This window comes from Nostoc sp. CHAB 5836, from assembly GCF_020829445.1.
Taxonomy (GTDB): domain Bacteria; phylum Cyanobacteriota; class Cyanobacteriia; order Cyanobacteriales; family Nostocaceae; genus Nostoc.
In genome coordinates, this window is record NZ_JAIVFV010000038.1 from 12,536 (window position 1) to 35,465 (window position 22,930).

The following is a 22,930-nucleotide window of genomic DNA, read 5'->3' on the forward strand; positions in this document are numbered from 1 at the left end:
GCTTTATTAGAACAATGGCGAGAGACTTGCGGGGATTCATCAAAATTTTGGAAGAAAAGGGACAATTACGGCGAATTTCAGCTTTAGTTGACCCAGATTTGGAAATTGCTGAGATTTCTAACCGGATGCTGCAAAAAGGTGGGCCAGGGTTGTTGTTTGAAAACGTCAAAGGTGCTTCCTTCCCTGTGGCGGTGAATTTGATGGGAACTGTGGAAAGGATTTGCTGGGCGATGAATATGCAGCATCCAGAGGAGTTGGAAACTCTGGGGAAAAAACTAAGTATGCTGCAACAGCCAAAACCGCCGAAGAAGATTTCCCAAGCGATAGATTTTGGAAAAGTGCTGTTTGATGTGGTGAAGGCGAAACCAGGACGTGACTTTTTCCCCGCTTGTCAGCAAGTTGTGCTTCAAGGTAATGATTTAGATTTAAATAAGTTGCCTTTAATACGTCCTTATGTTGGTGATGCTGGCAAGATTATCACGCTGGGACTGGTAATTACCAAAGATTGTGAGACGGGTACACCAAATGTAGGTGTGTATCGCTTACAACTACAATCTCAAAATACGATGACGGTTCACTGGTTATCGGTGCGGGGTGGGGCGAGGCATTTGCGAAAAGCGGCCGAACGTGGGAAGAAATTAGAAGTTGCGATCGCACTTGGTGTAGATCCTCTAATTATTATGGCAGCTGCCACACCCATCCCTATAGATTTATCAGAATGGCTGTTTGCTGGACTCTACGGTGGTTCTGGTGTGCAGTTGGCGAAGTGTAAAACTGTAGATTTGGAAGTTCCCGCAGATTCGGAATTTGTCTTGGAAGGAACCATTACACCAGGGGAAGTTTTACCAGATGGGCCCTTTGGCGACCACATGGGTTATTACGGCGGCGTGGAAGATTCGCCGTTGATCCGCTTTGAGTGTATGACGCACCGGAAAAATCCGATTTACTTAACAACATTTAGCGGTCGTCCACCGAAAGAAGAAGCGATGATGGCGATCGCACTTAATCGCATCTATACACCTATTTTGCGGCAACAAGTCTCAGAAATTGTCGATTTCTTCCTACCAATGGAAGCTTTGAGTTACAAAGCCGCAATTATTTCCATTGATAAAGCATATCCAGGACAAGCACGACGGGCGGCTTTAGCGTTTTGGAGTGCTTTACCACAATTTACATACACCAAATTTGTAATTGTTGTAGATAAAGACATAAATATTCGCGATCCGCGTCAAGTTGTGTGGGCGATTAGTTCCAAAGTTGACCCAGTGCGGGATGTCTTTATTTTGCCGAATACACCTTTTGATACGTTGGATTTTGCCAGTGAGAAGATTGGCTTAGGTGGACGGATGGGAATTGATGCGACTACTAAAATTCCGCCGGAAACAAATCATGAATGGGGTTCGCCTTTGGAATCTGACCCAGACGTGGCGGCAATGGTAGAGAGGCGATGGGCGGAGTATGGTTTAGCAGAGTTGCAGTTAGGAGAAGTAGACCCGAATTTGTTTGGCTATGATATCAGGTAATAAGTAGGTCGGCGCAATTAAAGCTAACTGGCTAAGGCTGTCATTTGTCATTTGTCCTTCGTCATTTACAAGGGTTTTAAGCCTATTTACGTTTCGTAACATATTTAGGTTTTTTCACGTCAACTTACTTATCATGTCCGGGTAATTACTCCCTTCCCCCTACAAGATTACCTATTGATTTTTCTCTCTCTTCCTTGGTGTCCTTGGCGTCCTTCTCCCTTGGCGCTAGCCTCTCCCTTTGGGAGAAGGGGAGACGCACTCGCGTTTGCGGTTCGTAAAAAAAATTAGGTATTCTTCTGGCGGGAAGCAGGGTGGTTTCATACAAGCAGAGAAAAACAACAACTGGGTTTCAAAGCCTCTCCCCGTTTCGGGGAGAGGAATGGAAGTGGGGTTTTAAGAATAAGTTGCACATCCCGTCAGTTAATAAAATTAAATAAGTTTATACCAGCAAACTAAATCAGATAAAAGCTTTCCTGAATGCTAACCCATCTCTACTTTATTCCCCCCGCTTCTGGGGGGAATATTTTGTCATCAAACTAACTAGATACTGAATTAGCCGCCTCCGAAGCCTTCGCGGCTGGTGGAAAGCCACCCATGCGAATCTCAGAAGTGAAGGAAGTGATACTAAATCCACCAAAACTCTTGAGGATATTCACCCGCATTCGTAAATTGGGGCTAGCAAACCACAGGCGTTCCTCAGAACTCATGGTTTCATCCTCTGTAATCAGGGTCAAAGCCCCATCACTATCTATTTTATAGTCTCCGGCAACTGGAGTTTTATTGGCATCAACTATTTCTCGCAGTAACTTACCTTGGGTCGGATTATCTGCATCAGGTACTGAAACTAACACAGTTGAACCATTGTGTTTTGCTTGATCCTTTTCCATTGTGCCGTTCCAGGTAATTTTGGCAGCACAGGAAGCAGAACTAGGATTAATTTTGTAATTTTCGCAGAGTTTGATCACTTCTGGGTGATCTACTGCCAGCGTCTCAATGATGATGTCTGACTTGCTATTTTCAGATTGGTTAAAAGCCAAATGTTGACTAGTACGATGAGAAAACCATTTACCAGCACTTAACTGAAAAAACTCTTCAATATTCATGAATGAAATTACCCTGCATCAAAATGCGAAAATTCCCACTTAATTATTATTAAAAGGTAGCAGGAGGCTTTAATATTAAGCTTGATTGTCTATTTCTTCAAGCTTCTTGAGACCAATCCTGGCTGCCTCAGCAACATTAAAATGATTGTCTTTTTCCAGGTATTTTAAAGCTGAGACACTCTTGGGAGTGGGAAGATTTCCCAAGGCTTCTGCCAAACGTTGCCTTACTAGCCAATCATCTGATTGGGCGAAGCGCAGGATCTGATCAACAGACTCAATGTCTTTAATTTCTCCTAGTGCAGAGATTGCAGCTTGTTGCAACACGACTTCTTTGCTATCTAAAGCCTGAAGAAGAACTTGACGGGCACGGGGGTCTTTAATGTTACCTAAAGAAACGGCTGCACTAAAGCGTACTAGCCAATCAGTATCTTCATAAAATGCTCGTGAAAGCACCTCAAAGGCCCTGGCATCACCCAAATATCCTAAAGCACCGGCGGCATCAGCGCGTATACCATAATCGGGGTCATTTTCGAGAATTCTGACTAAAATTGAATAACATTCTGGCGTTGGCTTGATTCCGAGGGCAAATATTGCCATCGATCGCAGTTGCAAAGATTCGTCGTCTAGTACCTTTTTAATCAAAGGGACTGCATCTTCAGGGGGTACATTACGCAAATTGGCAAGGGCTACCATGCGATCGCGTAAATTCGGACTTTCTAACTGAGTAGAAATTTCTTGTAAGCTTAGAGCTGCCATTTAGTTCAAAGCGTTTTCTTTACTTATCTTAATTTACCTGATCCGTTCATCAGGCTGTCGCCATAGTGAAGTAGGAGTTTGGCGACTTTACAAAATGGCTCGATTATGAGTGAAAAATAAACAAATGTTACTTACCGCGAGATTGTGTGGGTACGGTAAGCTTTTCTACCGAGTGCTGCACCCAGACAAGCATCAGAGCAAGGCACTTTCAAAGCAATTTTAACGTGTCGCGGAAGTCCCCACCCTCAATGTACTCATAGGGTGGGGATAGGGAGCGGGGTATAAGGATTACATCTGAATATTGATTTTTTGCTCTTGCAAAAAATCAATATCAGATGTATGACGAATCCCCAGAATTTTCTGATAGAATTATTTGGTCTTGACCATCAATGCCATAAGCGAAAACCAAGCTAACAGGTATATGCTGCAAGAAGAAGATTTGGGTCTTGGGAACCAGGACTCCTGCCCTTGGAGGGAATGTCAGACTTTCTAGTACTATGGAGTTCTGGAAGCTATTCCCGATGAATTGGGAAGCTTCGTCCGTCTTACGGCGGAGTGGTTCACGAATATAACGCCATACTTTACTCTCAAACCTAACCCCCAACCCTTGTAGCGTTGGGGAGCAAGAATCAAAGCCTCTCCCCGTTTCGGGGAGAGGAATGGAAGTCCAATACTGCGTAGGTTTTGGCTAAAAAATAAAAATGTGTAGGTTGGGGAGCCACTGCGCCCTTGCGGTTCCCCGACTTGAAGCACGTGGCGTTTGAGGAACGAAACCCAACCGAAGAGCGGGGTTTGTTGGGTAACGCATTGCCTCAACCCAACCTACGAATATTCACAAAGCGTGCAGTATTGAATGGAAGTGGGGTTTTAAGAATAAGTTGCACATCGCCTAATATAAGTCAATACGCTTGGGATAGGACTAGCCCTTTCAAGGTGAGTAAAAATTTTGGTCAATAAATTCCTCTTTAAGCTTTATACTCCGTGTCCTCTGCGCCTCCGTGGTTAAATAAATTACTTTTTAACCGCAGAGGCACAGAGAGCGCAGAGAGAAAAACACAGATTTTACGAGTCACCTTGAAAGGGGTAGGGATAAGACTAAAACCCTTGTCCAGTGGACAGTGTAGAGACGTTGCAATGCAACGTCTCTACAGGCCTATGGTTCTCCAGAAAATCCTTAACCCAAGCGTATTGGAATATAAGTAAGTTGGCGCGAAAAAATCAAAGTATGTTACGAAACGTAAATAGCCTTAAAATCTTTACTAGTGACCAATTGACTTAGGACAAATGACAGCCTTAGCCAGTTAGCTTTAATTGCGCCGACCTACTTATTTGCCAATATCCTGCTACTTTCTGAACCTGACTATTTGTAGAAGTCTAGTTAAAACTATATATTTAGACTAGGTTTGAGAACGGAGAGGGGGGGATTCGAACCCCCGTTAAGTTTCCCTAAACAGACTTTCCAGGTCTGCGCCTTAAACCGCTCGGCCACCTCTCCAGGTGTCACAAGTTACGATCATACTATAGAATCCTAGAAAATGCAAAGATAAAGTAAGATATTTTCCATTGAATCTGAAAGTCCCAATCCCAAAACGCAAATCCAGATGTCCCGTACATACACAATTAGAGTTCGCGATCGCGCCACTGGCAAAACATCCACCCTACAAGTGCCAGAAGACCGCTACATCCTACACACTGCTGAAAAACAAGGGGTGGAACTACCATTTTGCTGCCGCAACGGGGCTTGTACCACTTGTGCCGTGAGGGTGTTGTCGGGAGAAATTTACCAACCAGAGGCGATGGGATTATCGTCAGATTTACGTCGCCAAGGTTATGCCTTGTTGTGTGTAAGTTATCCTCGTTCTGACTTGGAGGTAGAAACACAAGACGAAGATGAAGTCTACGAACTCCAATTTGGACGCTATTTTGCTAGGGGGAGAGTTAAAGCGGGTTTACCCTTAGATGAGGAATAAAAAATTCAACCTCACCAAAGTATTAATGGCTGTGCGTATTGGTGACTGGGTGCGAAAAATAGCCATTTTGGCTTGCTTATTGCTCTTGGTGAGTTGTCAAGGTAAAACCCAGCGGCCAAACAATGAGGCTCAGGTAAAAGTAGCGCGGGTAGTTAGTGGGCAAAGCTTGGAAGTGTTAGGTATGGATGAAAAACCAAATTTGATTTCCCAAGTGCGCTTAGTTGGTATTGATGCACCAGATTTGCGACAGAGGCCTTGGGGGGAAGGAGCAAAAGAACAGTTAGAGAATCTAATTGGTGGCGCAGAACAGTCGGTAACGCTGGAGTTTGATTTAGAAGCAAAAGATAAAATCGGGCGAACTCTAGCTTATGTGTGGAAAAATCAGCTGTTGTTGAATGAAGAATTGGTGAAACAAGGGAATGCAATGTTTGTTGAGCGATCGCCTAACCACAAATATGACCAGCGTTTAGAACGTGCCCAACAATGGGCTAGACTCATGGGCAAAGGAATCTGGAACCCGGAAAAACCCATGCGCCTCACGCCCTCTGAGTTTCGCCGCCAAAATCTTTAGACATAGGAGTGAAAAGAATGTAGAGACGTAGCAGTGCTACGTCTCTACAAGGGTTCTGGGTAACGCATATTTAATTTCACCAGATGTCTTTTGAACAGAAATGTTCTTCCGCAGTCCCCACCTAAAAATACTTGGAAATGTTTACATTTTAGGTGGGGTTAGGGAGAACCAAAATAAAAGTGAATCTTCATTGTAGTAGAATAATACTGGTACGGCAAAGCGAAATTTCGTAGAGGCACGACCATTTACAGCAATTATTTATTTAGGAATTGCTAGTTTTTCTGGGGTTTGGGTAGACAAAAGTTTCTACGATTCACTGAGGACGCCATTATGCCTGGGAACGCTTAGAAGTCTTTTGGCTTCAAAAGCGCAAGAATCCCCAACCATAATCGCAAGATTTGCTTGGCGGTGCGTTCAAGAGTAGGGAGCAAAAGAGACAACTAACTCCCTCCTACCTCCCTTACTTTGTCTTAACTGAGCCATGAATCAGACTCAACTAAATAGTGATAAAAGTTTCAGCCAAGAGTGATACCGCACTGACCGCATCTAACTTCGCCAAGACTAGATTGTTAGAAGTATTCACAATCAAGGATTGACTTCCTTGTTGTCCTATGGACAATTGACCGAACTTGAGACCACCCGATAAAGCAATCAGATCTGTACCTACTTTAAAGTCAGTAATCAAGTCCGTGCCCTCACCAGGAGCCAATACAAAGGTGTCAGTACCAGAGCCTCCACCAGTCAGCACATCATTACCTTTACCACCATAAAGCCAGTCGTTACCGTTATCACCGTAAAGCCAGTCGTTACCATTATCACCGTAAAGCACGTCATTACCACTTTGTCCCCAGAGAGTATCGTTTCCGTTGCCTCCCCAAAGTTGGTCATTTCCGAAATTACCGATGATGGTATCGTCTCCCCCAAGGGCATAAATCCTGTTGGCTGGGGCATTCCCTTTTAAGTACTCCGAATCGTCAGTGCCATTGAGAAGTTGAGCAACTGTGCCAGTAATAGCAATGTCAAAGGGGCTTTCGTCACTATCATTGTTTTTGAAACTGAGGTTGCCAGTGTAGGTTCCTGGTGTAGTGGTGTTTAGTGCCACAGATAGGGTCGTAGAAGCCTTGGCAGCCACAGTCGCAGGTAGGGTTTTTACCAAACTAAAGCCTTTGGGAAGTTCCAGATTACTCAGTTTGAGTGTGGCTGTGCCTGTGTTCTTAATAGTGAAGGTTTTAGTCAAAGTACTACCAACAAGGACGTTGCCGAAGTCAATGTTACTGGTGTCGTCCACAATGTCAAGTTTGCCATTGAGAACTTGAATTTCTGGAGCAGTATTAACTTTGCCACTGATCGCAAAGTCAAAGAGGCTTTCGTCAATATCGTTGTTGTTAAAACTCAGCTTGCCCTTGTAGGTTCCAGCTTTAGTCGTATCCAGTCCTACAGATAAAGTGGCAGAAGCATTTACAGCCACAGTCGTAGGTAAGATTCCTACCAAACTAAAGCCTTTGGGAACTTGCAGATTACTTAGTTTGAGTGCGCCTGTGCCCGTATTCCGAATAGTAAAGGTTTTGGTCAGGGTGTCGCCAACAAGGGCGTTACCTAAATCAATAGCACTAGTACTGCCGTCCACAATGCTAAATGCGCCATTAAGAACTTGAATTTCCGGAGTAGGCTTAATACCGGCTTCCTTTGCACCCATATCAATCACTGCGGTGCCATTACCATCACCATCCACAGGAATATTCTTAGTGATGCTATTGAAGATATTGGAACCAGCATCGATCGCAGGACTTCCAGGTTTGAGCCGAAAGTCACTATTTGCTGCATCAACAAACAACGGGTCTTTGTTTATAGTATTTTCTAATCCTGTACCTTTACCTTTAACAGCTCCGTTGTAAGCAATGTTATTGCCAAATGTAGTATTACTAGAATTCTCAGTGAGAATGGTCAACTCTCCGTTACTTGCATACATGATATTGTTGTAGACCTGAACATTTTTAACACTGTTAAGGAAAATTTCTCCCTTTGAAAGTATTTGGGAATTGTGATAAGTTGTATTATTTACAATGTCTACAGAGTTTACTCCTTTGAAAAGCTGAATAGCTGCCCCACCATTGTTGTAAATGGTGTTATCACTGATTAAGGCTTTACCAGTGTAAGCAACCCTTCCAACATAAGAGTAGTCAAGCATTATTCCATGACCCTCAGTTATTTCTCCTGCCTTCAGCCAAGGAACTAATTGTTTATTATCAAAAGAGGTATTACCTCGAATAATTACTTTGTAATCTGTGACGTTTTGATCATAGTTCCAAAGTTCAAACATTGTAATTCCTTGGTTTCCATGAGGTGAGTACCAAGCATTTCCAGAAACGACATTGTTTTCTACTGTAACGTAGTCACTTTGTGTTGTTACAATCCCGGCTCCTGGAAACTTAGAAACGTTGTTATTGTTAATTGTGATGTGATGTGAATTTAGCGTTTTGTTGCTATTCCTGAATATTCCAACATAAATACCGTTCCCAGATGTTGCTGGGTTATTCATATTCTCTTTTTCCTGGAGCGCATATTCTAATGTAATTTCATCTCGTGCTCCTACTAATGTCAAGCCTTCAACTACTATGTAAGAAGAGCCTGAAATTGATACACCATTCCAAATATTTTTGCCTGCTTCTAAAACAGGTGTGTGTCCAGGATACGCAGTAAATGTGATCGGTGCGTCAGCCCTACCATGCTTATTTGCAATATTCAGAATCGTAGAGTAAGGCGAGGTGTAAGTACCATTCATCACATAGACAGTATCACCTGCTTCCACCAAGTATGCAGCTTCTTGAAGAGTGCGGAATGCTGCGTCTTCTTTTAATCCTGAGTTTTGATCATTACCTGTTCCAGAAACGTAGTATGTTTTGCCAGCCATAGATTTACTCCGAATGTATATAAAGGGGATTGGTAGTTATTTGAATGGGTGATCTGTCTGGACTCTTCAAAACAGTCGCAGTTGTGCGATCGCGACTTGAAATCGCGTCGGTTGTAAAAACGCTGTTGTAAAACTGAAAATTTTCTCTGCTGTCAACCGTTGATGGTTAAACTAGGGGTATCGATATGGTCAATCGTCAGGGTTTTGTTGAGAACAATCGGACGATTAGCGCATAGACGCTTCGCTCAGAAGGTTGCCAAATCGGCATGGTAAAATGCACCCCTGGCTGATAACTGAGGACTTAAAGTTGCAGTGTTCAAAATTAAATTGGTTGAAACTTTAGTAAGTTCACCCTTTAACTTAAGGGGACTAATGTAACAACTTAGTCGAACCTGTTCCAAGCGGTGTAATTGAGCTTTGTGAACTTAATTAAAAGTAACCTTTAAAAAAAGCACTTGATAACAGTAATTCTCCGTATTACAGTAAACTTTTTTACAACAAAGGCAGAAATATTATGGAAGGGTTGTGGTGGAGTTCTGTTAATTCCCAGTTTGTTTAACTAAGTTGGTGCGAAAAAATCAAAGTATGTTACGAAACGTAAATAGGCTTAAAGTCTTTACTAATGACCAATACAACTCTTGGAGAGTCTGCGCCAACGACTTCGCGGTTCCTGAGCGTAGTCGTTGGCGCAGCCTCTCGTAGAGAAGGGCAGTACAAGTGACCAATGACCAATGACAAATGACAGCCTTAGCCAGTTAACTTTAATTGCGCCAACCTACTTATGCCGCCAACTTACTTAATCTTCAAAATATGAACACTCAAATAAACTCCAGAATACCGGTTGCTTTAACCATTGCTGGTTCAGATAGTGGTGGCGGTGCAGGAATTCAAGCTGATTTACGCACCTTTGCTTTTCACTGTGTCCACGGTACTAGCGCTATAACCTGCGTCACCGCACAAAACACTCTAGGAGTGAAAAGAGTTGATGCCATGCCAACAGAGGCTGTTATGGCGCAAATTCAGGCAGTAGTTGAGGATATTGGCGTACAAGCTGCCAAAACAGGAATGTTGCTCAATCAGGAAATTATCTTTGCAGTTGCCCAGCAGGTAGAAGCTTTACAAATCAATAATCTAGTAGTTGATCCAGTAATGGTGTCACGTACAGGGGCACAATTAATTAATGATGATGCTGTGAAGACTCTGTGCCATGTCCTGATTCCCAAAGCGGTTATAATCACGCCCAATCGCTATGAAGCGCAGATATTGAGCGGTTTACAAATTAATTCCTTGGAGGATATGCAAGCTGCTGCTGAAATTATTCACAAGACTTTAAAGACGAAGGCTGTTTTAGTCAAGGGTGGAGGTATGCAGGGAGATTTGCGTGGCATTGATATCTGGTTTGATGGGGAGAAGTTGGAAGTTTTGACTTGCCAGCAAGTAGAAACAAAAAATACTCATGGTACTGGTTGTACACTATCGGCTGCGATCGCTGCTAATCTGGCTAAGGGAAAAAACTTATGGCAGGCAGTGCAACAAGCAAAAGAGTATGTGACTACTGCACTCACTTACGCCCTAGATATTGGCGAAGGGCAAGGCCCTGTAGGGCACTTCTTCCCACTGTTACGAAATTAACCGTGATCACGGAAATTAGAGCAGAGGGGGGACAAGGAGAATAACCCATGCGCCAATCAGAAATCTTTGCCCTTTGGATATTTTTCCATTATTCTTGGGCATAGTTTCAGGGGTGACTATCTCTGTTAGCATCTCTGTACGATCTAATTACTTTGATTTTTAATACCAAGCCCCCGATGCGAACAACCATAGGTTCTGTTCACAGGAATTCGCCAACACAGACTACTCAAGCCTACCCACCCTCTGTACCACTATCTGTATACAGGGAATTGTCAACAGAGTTGCAAGCAGCACAGGCGAAGCTAAATGCACTCACCACCCAAAATCAGCAACTAGCACAAGAAAATCAACTATTACGCCAAGAAATTACTAAAGTTGTTGAGTCTTTTTCTCAGTTGCAAAATTTTGTGGATTCCCATGCTACACCTAGTTATTATCGAGCTACCCAAGCTTCTGGCGATGTAAAAAGTGTTGCGAAACAGCCACCAACACAAGCGCCTCCACGTCAGCAGGTTTCTCGTTCGCGTCCATCTGTTGTGCCCAAAGCACCACCCGATAAAAGTTGCCGCCAAGAATCTTCTGCACCTGTAATGGAAATGAATTTTTCGATACCAGAACCCATTTTTATAGAAGAGCAACAAGTAAGTTATTATTCTACTACTGAGCCAGATGCCAAGGAAGTTAGTGGTTGGTGGTTAATTATCACCATCTTGCTAATCATGCTGACTGCCTTTAGCGCTGGATATTTCGTTGTACGTCCCTTGTTTGAACATCAGAAACGTTAGTTAAAGGAATAAGAGTTTCAGAGAGTTATTGCGTAAGTCCGATGTTAGAACCTCGAAGATTATCCAATTAATAAATCCTTGCTGCTTCTCATGTCCCAAACTCTCAAGCAAAGCATTTACATTTAAAAAAAGTGGTAATTATTACATATCTTTTAGGAAAAGCACTGCTAGTTACAGCTTCCGACTGCGGATCTGGTTAGATATATAAACGAAGCTAGTAGAAGTCAGGAGTCCAGAATATGAAAAAAGTAGAAGCTATTATCCGCCCATTTAAGCTGGATGAGGTGAAAATTGCCTTAGTTAACGCTGGTATCGTTGGCATGACTGTTTCTGAAGTCCGGGGGTTCGGACGGCAAAAAGGTCAAACTGAACGCTATCGTGGTTCTGAGTACACCGTTGAGTTTCTGCAAAAACTCAAAGTGGAAATCGTAGTTGAAGACAATCAGGTTGATATGGTGGTGGACAAAATTATTGCTGCTGCCCGCACTGGCGAAATCGGCGATGGTAAAATTTTTATCTCGCCTGTTGAGCAAGTGATTCGGATTCGCACCGGCGAAAAGAACACGGAAGCAGTTTAAAAAAGTTAGGAGTTAGGAGTTAGGAGTTAGGAGTTAGGCGTACTCCTAACTCTTCGAGTTGCGGAAGTAAAGCTGTAAAAGCCTTGCCTCTATGGCTAATTGACCCCTTCAACTCTCGTGTCATCTCAGCAAAGGTCAATTGCAACTCTTGCACATAAAAAATTGGGTCGTAGCCAAAACCACTATCACCACGAGGTGCGTGGAGAATTTCGCCGCGACAAACACCTTCAGATTCTAATACGATCGCACCATCAGGACGAGCGATCGCTACTGCACAAACAAATTGAGCTTGTCGATTGACTGCGTTACCCAATTCTTTCAATACCCTAGCAATGCGTTCTGAGTCAGTTTTGGCGTAACGTGCAGAATACACTCCTGGTGCGCCATTTAGGGCATCTATTTGCAAGCCAGAATCATCAGCAATTGCCCAGTTTCCTGTGGCTTTAGCAATTTGTGACGCTTTCAGACAAGCGTTGGCGGCAAAAGTTTCGCCCGTCTCTTCAATGTCTAATTCTTCAGGTTTGAGGGTTAATTCCCAACCTGAATTTTCTAGGTAAGCTTGCATTTCCCGCAACTTTCCTGGATTTCCTGTGGCTACTACAAGTAATTTGGTCATTTGTCATTGGTCATTGGTCATTGGTCATTTGTCATTGGTCATTGGTCATTGGTCATTTGTCATTTGTCATTTGTCATTGGTCATTTGTCATTGGTCATTTGTCATATCATGTCCGCATAATTAATTAGTTATGATTCGCACAGTCATTGCACCCACCCCCAGTTCCTCCCCGATGCTTTGGGGAGGGCAGAATAAGCGTAGTTTTGGCTCTTTGGGGTTCTTCGGGTTTAATAAGTAATTAAACGGACATGATATCATTAGACATCTGGTGAAATTAAATATGCGTTACCCAGAACCCTTGTAGAGACGTAGCAGTGCTACGTCAAAACAATTCTTTTTCACTCCTATGTCTATTGGTCATTTACCAAGGACAAAGGACTAATGACAAATGGTTAATAATTAATTTTACTCCGCCCACTGTTTCGCCCAAGTAAGAGTTTGATGCACTTGCTCAATTGTTGGGGCTTCGCAGTACAGGCGTAAAACTGGCTCAGTACCGCTAAAGCGAATCATTAACCAACTTTTATCAGCTAGGCGATACTTGTAGCCGTCAATTGTTTGACAATCAATTACTGCTAACCCGGCAATTTCCGTTAAGGGTTGGGTTTGTAGTTGTTGCAAAAGACGCGATCGCACTTCCATACTTGCTAAGGGTAAATCAATGCGATCGTATGCTGAGGTAAACCCTGTTTGTTTCTGTAAGTAGCGATAATATTCCCCTAAATCCAAACCGGATTCGACGATCGCCTCTAGGACGTACAATGCTGACAGTAGTGCATCACGTTCGGGAATATGGCTCCCATAGCCAATTCCGCCCGATTCTTCGCCACCCAGTAACACTTTTGCTGCTAACATTCTGTCAGCGATGTATTTATAACCAACTGCTGTCTCAAATATTGACAGGTTATGTAATGATGCCACAAGGGGCATCAAGTCCGAACCACTAACAGTTTTGACTATTTCACCACTAAAGCCGCGTCTTAAGGTTAAGTGGTCGATTAATATTGGGATTAATACTTGGGAACTTAGGAAGTTGGCTTGTCCATCCACTGCTGCGATGCGATCGCAGTCTCCATCAAATACCAACCCCACTGTTAAACCTGATTTATCGGTTTCTCGGTGAGTTTTAATAACTTCAAATAGCTTTGAAAGGTATTTAGGTAAGGGTTCCGGCGCACCGCCACCAAATAGGGGGTCGCGTTCTGAGTTGATTTCTTTGACCTGATTGCCTAGTAGTTTCGCCAATCCGCCAGCCGCCGCGCCATGCATCACATCAGCAAATAACGTCAATTTGCCAGATGCGATCGCTTCTCGAAGTTTGACAATATCAACTTTACCTTCTAACGCTTGGGTATAGCTGGGCCAAGGATCGAACTTCTCTTGTTTGCCTGGGGTAGCTGCTAATGGTACTCCCACTGATAACTGCGCTTCGATCTCTTTTGTGACTTCTGGCGGTACCGATCCACCAAAATAACCCTTGACTTTTAAACCCAAATATGCCCCTGGATTATGACTGGCTGTAATTACCAGCGCTCCTAAAGCATTGAGTTGTTTTGCCGCCCAACTATAAGCTGGGGTTGGGGCGTAGGTTTCGCTCAGTAGGACATCAAATCCGACAGCACTGACAGTATCGGCAACAGCACGAGCAAAGTCTTCGGCCATGAATCGGCGATCGTAACCGACAATTATAGTGCGGCTACCCGCCGTAGAAAAATATGTGTCATATAATACTTTTGCGGCAACTGGTGCGACCAGGGCTAGACGTTCAAAGGTGAACTCGTCACCAATAACGCCCCGCCAGCCGTCTGTACCAAACTTGATTGAGTTAGCTACAACTGGCATCTAGGTATCCTAACTGTCTACTTGAGGATTTTAGCATTCATACAGTGTAGAAAGTAAAAAAAGAATCTAGTAATAATATGCATTAATAATATTCAACATAAAAGTAAGCAAATTCGTGCATTATTATTGTAGAGGTGCGATATTTAACAATTTTGAATTGTGATCGCCCCATCAGCTTATTTTTTCCAAGGTAGCTTAGTTCCCATCTCAGTTAATGCAGAGAAGATGAGATAGAGAATGAGTAATCCAGCGCCTGCAAAGAAAGCTAGTAAATCGTTATCCATGAGTACCATTTGTTAAAACTTTGTTAATCATAGCGGAATCACCTAAGTAAGTTGGTGCGAAAAAAACCAATTATGTTACGAAACGTAAATATGGTTAAAATCCTTACTAATGACCAATTGACTTAGTACAATATTTCATAAATTCGTAGCGAATTCTCTGCGAACCTTTGCGCCCCTACCCTACGGGAAGGCGAACGCGAGTGCGTCTCCAAGAGTTGCGCCTATGCGTTTAAATTTCAACCCTCAATAGCCATACCAGTGACGAACTGCTAGCCAGACGGCTGAAAGCAAACCCGCTAGACTAAGTGTGAGGCCGCTGAAGGGTACTAATAATCCAAAAATAGGTAAAACTGCTCCAGCAATTGTGCAGATAATTGCAGCAAGGGAAGCACTGCGGCTCGCTCCCAATCCCCATGTCAAAATTAGTAAGATAATGGAAATTAAAGTCCAAGCCAACTGAGCATTTATAACGCGAGCTAGATAGGTCAACGTTAACAGACAAGCAAAGAAAATACTACCAGCGATCGCTACATTTTTGAACCTCATTGGCAGTGACAAATATAACAACAATATCCACCATAAAAATATTGCTGGTGCTAGTAATAAAAGACGCGGAATTACGCCCGTATTCCTAATAGGTTCGGTGTTGGTAAATACTCCAAATGGATTTTTGACTGAAACATTATCATCAAATTTCCAAGTAAATTGAGTACTGCGTCCGTCAGATTTAATCTCATTAGGTTCAATACCACTGGCAAAATTAGCCGGAGCAAAGTTAGCAATTGCTGTGAGGCGGAAGTTAGATAAAATCTGTCCCTCTGCACTATAAACCCAGCGAGGCCCGCCTCTAGCCTCATAGGTAACTCGAAAGCTGGTTTCTTCCCCTGGTTGCAGGCGGAACGGAAAACCATAGTCTTCTGGATTGATTTGTTGCAATCTAGTCCCGTCACGCTCGATTTTGTAGCTAGAAAGCAGTATGGAGCCGTTGGGTGGGCGTGCTTCAAAGAAAAAATTATTAATATCCTTGAGTTGGTTAACTACTTTATAATCGGCAGTATAATTTGCCCGATAAATTGAACTACGACCTGGAACATCTACACTTTGGTCAAGCTTGACTTGAATTTGCGAACCAGCCAACGTTAAGAAGCGGTTGATTTCTCGTGTCTCATTTACCTTGACAATCTTGCCATTGACTTGAGTGTTATAAGAGTATGGCTCTTGAATAGAGTAGCGGACTTGAGGCGCAAATTGTTCGAGTTTTTCACCTGCAACACTTTCAGCTACTTGAGCCACCCTTGCTTGTTCCCAGTGGTGGTAACGATTGCTTAAAGTTGAACAGAGAAAAAATCCCGGTACTAACAGAACGAATACTAGAGTTAAATGCTGTAATCCCTGCAAAAGTTGGGAATAACGAATAGCCCACTCGCCGATGATTATTACTTGTTCCGACTGGCTTCGACGCAGGGAAAAACTAATCAGAGCGATCGCAACTCCTAAAGCTACAATCAAAAATACTAATAACAGTGAAGTTTTGAGCGCCTCGGTTCCAAATTGGACAAGCTCAACCGGATGCGTCAAATCAGGTAATCCGGGAATACCTTGAGCAGAAGATGACATTGGCAGATTTTTCCAGAATTTGGAGAACCAGACTGATAAAATCTCTTAAAAGTTTCTGGAAAGAGGTATAAATTATTTCCCACGTCTCCCCTTCTCCCAAGGGGAGAGGCTAGCGCCAAGGGAGAAGACTGCACTGGCTCCCCTTAATCCAATACGCTTGGGTTAGCGTCAAAAACCTTGTATTGCGTAGGTTGGGGAGCCACTGCGTTGGGCGGGTTCCCCGACTTGAAGCACGTGGCGTTTGAGGAACGAAACCCAACCGAAGAGCGGGGTTTGTTGGGTAACACTAAAGTTCAACCCAACCTACAATTATCTTGTGACTTATCGAACAAAGCCGAAATCTGCCATTGGGCTATAGCTTTTGCAACAACTCCTGAGTTAACTGAAAGAAAGCTTTTGAACCGGATGATTGAGGAGCATTTAAAACTGCTGGCATAAAACTATCAACAGCCTTAGCAACATTGACATCAACTGGAATTTGTACTTTACAAATTTTTTCTACACCAAAATCTTCAACAACGCGGTGCATCACTTGTTTATAATATCTGCCAGTGAGAAGGTTAGCACTGGACATACTAAATACAATTCCCAGCATTTTTATATCTATCTTGGTTTCATGTCCGTGACTGTCTTTTAATTGGGCAATTCGTCTTTCTAGCAGTTGAATACCCACTACAGATAATGGTTCTGGTTTAGCAGGAAGTATGTAAAAATCGCTGGCGGCTAAAGCGCTACGAGTCAAGAGATTATAGCCAGGGGCACAATCGAGAAGGATAAAATCATATTCTTGGCGCACTGGTTTTAAGATGTTATTAATTAAGACTCTTTCAAAGCGATTCCAAATGGTTTCAAAGTCCTGTTCACCTAAAGCAGTTGCTTGTTTATACAGCATTTCTGAAACCACAAATTCATCATATAAGTCGATATCTCCCGGTAATAAATCCAGTCCGGGAAGATTACAAACTTGAGATTGAATGATATCTTGAATTGTGAGTTTTGCTTGTGGATCTGGATTGATAACTTCGTCTATCAGATACCTAAATGTCTTGCTTTGTTTCCGACGCTTGGCAAAATCTAAAGGTGACATCAAACTGAGTGTGGCGCTAATTTGGCTGTCTAAATCAAGGACAAGCACCCGCTTTCCATGATTTTTAGCTAAACAAGTAGCTAAGTTGACGGTGAGAGTTGTTTTACCAACGCCACCTTTCATATTCGCAGTAGCAATTACATATCCCATTGATTGAGTCCTTTGTTGACGCATTCCCATCTAGGTAGCGTAAACCCCTCTCAATTGATTAAATCTTCCATTAAATTTAATATTTTCGGAAACTCAGCAGAAAAAAATTGTGCCGATTTGGGTGTTTTATCCCACATCCGCTTGACGCCCTTGCCTACGGGCTCTCGTGTCGCCCACCCCACAAAACGTAGTTGAGTATTTTCCTATTTGGAAGTCCCTAACTCAAGTGCATTACCTTAACATGACTTACGCAAAATCATGAGAAAACGAACCGCAAACGCGAGTGCGTCTCCCCCTGGGAGAAGGACGCAAAGGAGACAAAGGAATAAGGTTTCAGAGAGTTATTGCGTAAGTCCTACTTAAAAACGAGGGAAATAAAAAGCTATCTTCTAATCCTGTGATTTAGTCTGATAAATACTGCGCCAATGAAAAAATAGTCCTAACCCCCATCCTAGGACTGGGAAGATAGCCCAAAAATAACTAGGACTAGTGATTAAATTCAAGAGAATGAGGAATAAATTCACCGCTAGGAAGGAAACAAAGTGTGCCCAAAAGGCTTTGCGTCGGAAAGTATTAAATGTGCGTTGCGAACGTTCCTCTTCTTGTTGAGCCAACCAATTTTGTTCAGTTGTTTTCAAAATATTAGAAGAAATACCTAGCTCAGATGCCATTTCTATAAGCTGTTCTCGTGAAAATTCACCTTCCTGTTTACGAGTGAGTGCTATTTCAAGGATTTTTTGCACATCTTCTGAATCGTAAGTCATTTTAATTACCTTATAAGTTTGTGTGTAAATGCGCCTTTGATTCCACAAAATTATTGATAGGCTTGGTTCAATTCCTGACAATTCAGGTTATGTGGAAAAGTCCACTAAAAACCTAACCCCCTTCTCGATGCTCTAAGGGGGAAATTCAAAGTCTCTCTCCTTAAAGGAAGAGAGAAATAGAAGAGAGGTTTTCCAGACGCCGTGAAAAGGTAGGTTCAATTCAGTTAGCGATCGCATCAGCATTTTGCACCCAATACTTCAGGGCTATTTCATTCTCATCTAGCCCGCCTCAGAATTAATTCTGAGTCTAATAGCGAAAGTAGTCTTTAGACGACTGAGAAAAGGTTATAGTCCGTTAAAACTGACTTGAGTTATAAGAGAGGAACTTCAGTAGGTTGGGTTGAGGAACGAAACCCAACATTATCGAGACTTTGTTGGGTAACGCTTACGCTCAACCCAACCTACTATTCTCTTAACCCAAGCGTATTGGGTTATAGTCCGTTAAAACGGACTTTAGTTATGAGCCAGGAACTTCAGTTCCGGGTGGTTTATGTCTAGAATGAAATAGCCCTGCCCAATACTTGGTTACATTCAAAACACTATTATTTTCTCACAGTTAATTTAGGGCTACTGTATTCGTCAATACCTCTATTTATCACTTATGCTTTTTGATTATGCGATTTAAACCGACCGGCAATAAATTCTCGCTTAGATAAATGCTTTGTATTGCGTTTGGTGACTCGCTCTCGCCACATCTGGAAACTAGATTCCTTCATTTCCCGCCTCATCAGGGCGATTACTTGTTTCTCCAGCAGCCCAAACTGAGCTTCAATGGCATCAAAAGATGTTCTATCTTCCCACGCCATTTCAATGATGCGATCGATGGTTTGTGAATCTAAATCAGGTAGCTTCATTCTTTTGCTGCAATTGATAATTTATTTTACTTTTCGTTTTGAAGAACCATTGTGTCTGCTGCACCCAGTTGGAGAGCATAGAGGTTGCCATAAACACCCTGCTGATTGATCAGTTGGGCGTGAGTACCCTGCTCGACAATTTGTCCCTGCTGAATTACTAATACCTGATCTGCCTGAGTAACTGTACTCAGGCGGTGGGCAATTACGAAACTGGTACGACCTTGCAGCAAACGGGCGATCGCACTTTGGACTAGCGCTTCTGTGCGGGTATCGATGCTGCTGGTGGCTTCATCAAGAATCAAAATCCGGGGGTTAATTAACACCGCACGGGCAATACTGATCAGTTGTCGCTGTCCCTGGCTCAAGGGCGCTCCCCGTTCACCCAATTGAGTTGTATAACCCTGTGGTAGTGAGGTAATGAACTCATGCACATTTGCCATTTGTGCAGCCGCTTCGATATCAGCTTGGGTGGAGTCAGGAGCGCCAAAGGCAATGTTTTCAGCGACGGTACCGCTAAATAGAATATTGTCTTGTAGGACGATGCCTATTTGACGGCGCAGACTTGCTTGAGTAACACTACGCACATCAGTATCATCAATTTTCACTGCACCGCCAGATACATCGTAGAAGCGCAAAATCAAGTTAATAATTGTGGTTTTTCCGGAACCGGTCGGCCCTACTAAGGCAACCATCTGCCCTGGATAGGCGTGTAAATTCACTCCTTTGAGAACTAGCTGATTTGGATTGTAGCCAAATTTGACATTTTCAAATCTAACTTCACCCTGAATGGCCGGCATTTCTGTCGCATCGGGTGCGTCTTTGAGTTGTGACGGTTCATCTAGTAATAAAAAGATTCGCTCTAATCCGGCGAAGGCAGATTGAGCTTGGGTGTAAAACTGGCTGAGAATTTGGATCGGGCGGAAGAACTGCTGAACGTAAAGTAAAAAGGATGTGACTACACCTACTGTTGCTCCTCCTGTTACGGCGAGATAGCCACCATAAGCTAGCACCCCTGCGGTTGCTAGTGTGTTGAGAAAATCGATGGAGGGCAAAAAGGCTGAAGTAATTGCTACAGCCTCAACGTTGGCATCCCGATTGGCGGCGTTGAGAATGTCGAATTCTTCGATGTTCATTTGTACACGATTAAATGCCTGTGCTTCTCGCACACTGACAATATCTTCTTCTAACTTGGCAGAAAGCTCTCCAATGGTTTGTCGGGTGACGCGAAATCTGGCTCTTGCCCAACGTGCAAATAAGCTGGTAGTAAAAATCATCAGTGGCACAACCAGATTGCTTAACAAACCGAGTTGCAGGTTGATTGAGAGCATCGCAATGATTATACCGACCAAACTAAAAGTGTTGCCCAGCATTTGGGCGATCGTCAGTCCAAATGCTTGATTCACGGTATTAACATCATTCAGCAAGCGGCTCATTAAATCACCTGCTTCGCTGCGGTCAAAAAAGCTGAGTGGTAAACTTTGGATTTTAATAAAAATGTCTTGCCTTAATTGAGCCAGCAATCGCTGCATAATCCAGCCGACTCGAATAATTTGCCCCCGGATTGCCAAAATACCAAGTCCATAATTCAGCGCTAGTAGACCTAATAACAGCAGCAGTCCCTGCAAATTCCCTTGTTTTATCAGATGATCAATCGACCAGCCGAGAAAGAATGGCCCAATTGCCTGGGTTATAGCACCAATCAATACTAATGTCAGGGCGATGGGAATTTCTTGGCGATAGAGTAGGAAGTATTGCAAAAAGCGCCGCAGGGTGGAGAGTTGCTGATTCGCGTTTTCCTCAGATGCAACAACGGGAATAGTGCCTCTCATTTTTTCTCCTTCGGCTTTACCTGAGATTCCAAAATCACACCGTAGAGTGGGCTACTTTGCATCAATTCCTCGTGAGTGCCTTGTGCCACCAATCGTCCTTTATCCATGAGAAAAATCCGATCAGCATTCTTGACGGTGCTGATGCGTTGAGCTACCACAAAAGTTGTACAAGCTTTTTGACGCATTAAGTCATCTAGTTCAGCTTGAATTTGGACAGCAGTTTTGGCATCCACAGCTGAGGTACTATCGTCCAAAATCAGAATGCTGTAATCGGTTAGCAAGGTACGAGCGATCGCAATTCGTTGTTTTTGTCCACCAGATAAGCCCACGCCCCGCTCACCCACAATTGTCTCGTAGCCATCGGGTAGACTGGTAATAAAATCGTGCATTTGGGCAGTTTTTGCCACCTCAATCACCTGCTCTATAGTTGCATCGGGTTTTGCGTAGGCAATATTTTCCCTAATTGTGCCTGAGAAAAGGGTGCTTTCCTGAAATACAATGCCAATACGCGATCTGAGGCTTTTGAGCGTGAAACTTTTGATATCTCGTCCGTCAATGCGAATCACACCCTTTGTGACATCATAAAAGCGGGGAATCAGGTTCATAATTGTGCTTTTTCCGGAGCCAGTCATCCCTAAAACGGCGATCAACTCCTTGGGCTTGGTTTCAAAAGACACTTCTTTGAGAGTTTCCGTTGTGGCTCCTGGATAGCGAAAGGAAACATTTTCAAAGGTGATTCTCCCTCCACAGGTATCAAATGGGACAGCGCCGGGGCGATCGCGAATTTCTACCTCTGCATCTACAACTTCGTAGACTCGTTCGGCGGAAGCAGCTGATTGAGCGATCGCAGGTGCAGCAAATCCAATTAACAAAATTGGTTGAAGAATCAAGGCTAAATAGGAGTTAAAGGCCACCAATTCGCCAATAGAAAATCTACCCCCAATTACCTCCGCTCCCCCGTAGGCAAAAACTGCCAGTGTTACCAAATTACTCAGCAAAAAGATAAACGGGAAGGTATTGTGGATAGCGCTAATGGTCTTGATGTTTGCCTTGACTAGGGCATCATTCAGGGTTGTGTAACGCGACTTTTCCCTTGACTCCCGCACAAAGGCTTTTACGACCCGGATTCCTAGTAAGTTTTCTTGCAATACAGCATTCAGATTACTCAGTTGCTCTTGTACTTGCCGAAAAAGTTTGTTATTTCGGGTAATAAATCGTGCCATCAACCATGTGGCTATGGGTATTACTGTCAGGGTAATCAGTGCTAATTGCCAGTTCATCACCAGCAAAATCACTGAAACACTCACCAATGTCACAACTCCACCAATGACCTGAATTAAATTGGTGCCAATAAAGGTACGAATCTGCTCTACATCGCTGGTGACACGGGTTAGTAGTTGGGAAGTCTGCGCCTGGTCATGATAACTGAAACTGAGATTTTGAATTTTGCTAAAAATTTTGTTCCGTAGATCATAGGCTACACCCTGAGACAACGCTTCTGCTAAATAGCTTTGTCCAAAGTTAAATACACCACGAGCGATCGCGGCGAGTACCATCCAGGCGGCGCTGTGTAGCACAATTTGGAGGTTTTGTTTGATGATACCCTGATCAATTCCCCAGCGAAATAGTTGTGGGGTGAGTGCGTTGGCGATCGTCAACAGTAACAGGCTGACCAATGCTCCCAGCGAAGTCCATCGGTAAGTGTTCAAACTCCCAAGCACGCGCTGGATTGACTGTATCGACGAAGTTTCCTGGAGTTCTGGTTGCTCAACCAATGGTATTTACCCCTGTATCTTTGAAAAATTATCATACTTTGATTGTAAAAAAACAATCGGCCATTTGAGAGTAGCGAATGGCCGATATAGAGCAAGTTCAGTCAAGCATTTCCTCTTCTCTCTGTGTTCTCTGCGCCTCTGTGGTTCGTAAAAAAAAGAGTTTCAGCCCTTAAGTGAACCGTATTGCGATATAGAGTACCTCTCTTATTTGTGGTGTAAATTC

The 22,930-nt window shown here is 43.3% G+C and carries 17 protein-coding genes and 1 tRNA gene; 6 read left to right on the forward strand and 12 right to left on the reverse strand.

The genetic code is table 11. The features are described from left to right. Nucleotides 1-14: 14 nt before the first annotated feature. Nucleotides 15-1,523 carry a UbiD family decarboxylase gene (locus LC605_RS10335; protein WP_229547462.1) on the forward strand — a complete coding sequence of 503 codons (1,509 nt, stop codon included), beginning with the start codon at nt 15-17 and terminating at the stop codon, nt 1,521-1,523. Between the two features lie 536 nt (nt 1,524-2,059). Here the strand turns inward: LC605_RS10335 and LC605_RS10340 are convergent. From LC605_RS10340 to LC605_RS10350, 3 genes are all read right to left on the reverse strand, one after another. Further along, nucleotides 2,060-2,626 carry a phycobiliprotein lyase gene (locus LC605_RS10340; protein ID WP_229547463.1) on the reverse strand — a complete coding sequence of 189 codons (567 nt, stop codon included), beginning with the start codon at nt 2,624-2,626 and terminating at the stop codon, nt 2,060-2,062. Nucleotides 2,627-2,701: 75 nt separating this feature from the next. Continuing rightward, entirely contained in the window at nt 2,702-3,382 is a 681-nt protein-coding gene (locus LC605_RS10345; RefSeq protein ID WP_229547464.1) for a HEAT repeat domain-containing protein, read from the reverse strand. Nucleotides 3,383-4,792: 1,410 nt separating this feature from the next. Next, nucleotides 4,793-4,877, reverse strand: a tRNA-Ser gene (locus LC605_RS10350). Between the two features lie 106 nt (nt 4,878-4,983). Here LC605_RS10350 and LC605_RS10355 point away from each other — a divergent pair. Further along, nucleotides 4,984-5,352 carry a 2Fe-2S iron-sulfur cluster-binding protein gene (locus tag LC605_RS10355; protein ID WP_229547465.1) on the forward strand — a complete coding sequence of 123 codons (369 nt, stop codon included), beginning with the start codon at nt 4,984-4,986 and terminating at the stop codon, nt 5,350-5,352. Beyond that, entirely contained in the window at nt 5,342-5,923 is a 582-nt protein-coding gene (locus LC605_RS10360; RefSeq protein WP_229547466.1) for a thermonuclease family protein, read from the forward strand. Before LC605_RS10355 ends, LC605_RS10360 begins: the two co-directional genes overlap by 11 nt. 496 nt (nt 5,924-6,419) lie before the next feature. Here the strand turns inward: LC605_RS10360 and LC605_RS10365 are convergent, their stop codons facing one another. Beyond that, on the reverse strand, nt 6,420-8,834 hold the full coding sequence (locus LC605_RS10365) for a choice-of-anchor D domain-containing protein (protein WP_229547467.1): 2,415 nt from the start codon (nt 8,832-8,834) through the stop codon (nt 6,420-6,422). Nucleotides 8,835-9,644: 810 nt separating this feature from the next. On the opposite strand from LC605_RS10365, the gene thiD reads away from it, so the two are divergent. From thiD to LC605_RS10380, 3 genes are all read left to right on the forward strand, one after another. Then, nucleotides 9,645-10,466 (forward strand): bifunctional hydroxymethylpyrimidine kinase/phosphomethylpyrimidine kinase, encoded by an 822-nt coding sequence (thiD, locus tag LC605_RS10370; RefSeq protein WP_229547468.1) that lies wholly within the window; start codon nt 9,645-9,647, stop codon nt 10,464-10,466. A 176-nt stretch (nt 10,467-10,642) separates the two neighbouring features. Continuing rightward, nucleotides 10,643-11,251 carry a cell division protein ZapB gene (locus LC605_RS10375; RefSeq protein WP_229547469.1) on the forward strand — a complete coding sequence of 203 codons (609 nt, stop codon included), beginning with the start codon at nt 10,643-10,645 and terminating at the stop codon, nt 11,249-11,251. A 239-nt stretch (nt 11,252-11,490) separates the two neighbouring features. Next, nucleotides 11,491-11,829 carry a P-II family nitrogen regulator gene (locus LC605_RS10380; RefSeq protein ID WP_010996475.1) on the forward strand — a complete coding sequence of 113 codons (339 nt, stop codon included), beginning with the start codon at nt 11,491-11,493 and terminating at the stop codon, nt 11,827-11,829. 19 nt (nt 11,830-11,848) lie between these two features. On the opposite strand, the gene rdgB is transcribed toward LC605_RS10380, so the two are convergent. The 8 genes from rdgB to LC605_RS10420 form a co-directional block, all read right to left on the reverse strand. Further along, nucleotides 11,849-12,445, reverse strand: a complete 597-nt coding sequence (rdgB, locus tag LC605_RS10385; protein WP_229547470.1) for an RdgB/HAM1 family non-canonical purine NTP pyrophosphatase — start codon at nt 12,443-12,445, stop codon at nt 11,849-11,851. Nucleotides 12,446-12,850: 405 nt separating this feature from the next. Continuing rightward, nucleotides 12,851-14,287, reverse strand: coding sequence for a phosphoglucomutase/phosphomannomutase family protein (locus LC605_RS10390; RefSeq protein WP_229547471.1), 1,437 nt, complete (start codon nt 14,285-14,287; stop codon nt 12,851-12,853). A 527-nt stretch (nt 14,288-14,814) separates the two neighbouring features. After that, nucleotides 14,815-16,188 carry a hypothetical protein gene (locus LC605_RS10395; protein ID WP_229547472.1) on the reverse strand — a complete coding sequence of 458 codons (1,374 nt, stop codon included), beginning with the start codon at nt 16,186-16,188 and terminating at the stop codon, nt 14,815-14,817. A gap of 352 nt (nt 16,189-16,540) precedes the next feature. Next, a complete protein-coding gene (locus LC605_RS10400; protein ID WP_229547487.1) occupies nt 16,541-17,425 on the reverse strand; it encodes a ParA family protein in 885 nt (294 codons plus the stop codon). Nucleotides 17,426-17,814: 389 nt separating this feature from the next. Next, entirely contained in the window at nt 17,815-18,189 is a 375-nt protein-coding gene (locus LC605_RS10405; RefSeq protein WP_229547473.1) for a 2TM domain-containing protein, read from the reverse strand. A 659-nt stretch (nt 18,190-18,848) separates the two neighbouring features. Further along, entirely contained in the window at nt 18,849-19,103 is a 255-nt protein-coding gene (locus LC605_RS10410) for a TIGR03643 family protein (RefSeq protein ID WP_229547474.1), read from the reverse strand. A 26-nt stretch (nt 19,104-19,129) separates the two neighbouring features. Further along, nucleotides 19,130-20,932, reverse strand: coding sequence for an ABC transporter ATP-binding protein (locus tag LC605_RS10415; RefSeq protein ID WP_229547475.1), 1,803 nt, complete (start codon nt 20,930-20,932; stop codon nt 19,130-19,132). Continuing rightward, nucleotides 20,929-22,707: an ABC transporter ATP-binding protein gene (locus tag LC605_RS10420; RefSeq protein ID WP_229547476.1), complete on the reverse strand. Its 1,779-nt coding sequence runs from the start codon at nt 22,705-22,707 to the stop codon at nt 20,929-20,931. The genes LC605_RS10415 and LC605_RS10420 overlap by 4 nt, the downstream gene beginning before the upstream one ends. Nucleotides 22,708-22,930: the final 223 nt, after the last annotated feature.

Coding starts and splice junctions, on each gene's coding strand:
- LC605_RS10415 (WP_229547475.1), bottom strand. CDS start 20,932: ATGAGAGGCACTATTCCCGTTGTTGCATCTGAGGAAAACGCGAATCAG.
- LC605_RS10340 (WP_229547463.1), bottom strand. CDS start 2,626: ATGAATATTGAAGAGTTTTTTCAGTTAAGTGCTGGTAAATGGTTTTCT.
- LC605_RS10355 (WP_229547465.1), top strand. CDS start 4,984: ATGTCCCGTACATACACAATTAGAGTTCGCGATCGCGCCACTGGCAAA.
- LC605_RS10345 (WP_229547464.1), bottom strand. CDS start 3,382: ATGGCAGCTCTAAGCTTACAAGAAATTTCTACTCAGTTAGAAAGTCCG.
- LC605_RS10410 (WP_229547474.1), bottom strand. CDS start 19,103: ATGAAGCTACCTGATTTAGATTCACAAACCATCGATCGCATCATTGAA.
- LC605_RS10335 (WP_229547462.1), top strand. CDS start 15: ATGGCGAGAGACTTGCGGGGATTCATCAAAATTTTGGAAGAAAAGGGA.
- LC605_RS10375 (WP_229547469.1), top strand. CDS start 10,643: ATGCGAACAACCATAGGTTCTGTTCACAGGAATTCGCCAACACAGACT.
- LC605_RS10360 (WP_229547466.1), top strand. CDS start 5,342: ATGAGGAATAAAAAATTCAACCTCACCAAAGTATTAATGGCTGTGCGT.
- LC605_RS10395 (WP_229547472.1), bottom strand. CDS start 16,188: ATGTCATCTTCTGCTCAAGGTATTCCCGGATTACCTGATTTGACGCAT.
- LC605_RS10390 (WP_229547471.1), bottom strand. CDS start 14,287: ATGCCAGTTGTAGCTAACTCAATCAAGTTTGGTACAGACGGCTGGCGG.
- rdgB (WP_229547470.1), bottom strand. CDS start 12,445: ATGACCAAATTACTTGTAGTAGCCACAGGAAATCCAGGAAAGTTGCGG.
- LC605_RS10380 (WP_010996475.1), top strand. CDS start 11,491: ATGAAAAAAGTAGAAGCTATTATCCGCCCATTTAAGCTGGATGAGGTG.
- LC605_RS10400 (WP_229547487.1), bottom strand. CDS start 17,425: ATGGGATATGTAATTGCTACTGCGAATATGAAAGGTGGCGTTGGTAAA.
- thiD (WP_229547468.1), top strand. CDS start 9,645: ATGAACACTCAAATAAACTCCAGAATACCGGTTGCTTTAACCATTGCT.
- LC605_RS10365 (WP_229547467.1), bottom strand. CDS start 8,834: ATGGCTGGCAAAACATACTACGTTTCTGGAACAGGTAATGATCAAAAC.
- LC605_RS10405 (WP_229547473.1), bottom strand. CDS start 18,189: ATGACTTACGATTCAGAAGATGTGCAAAAAATCCTTGAAATAGCACTC.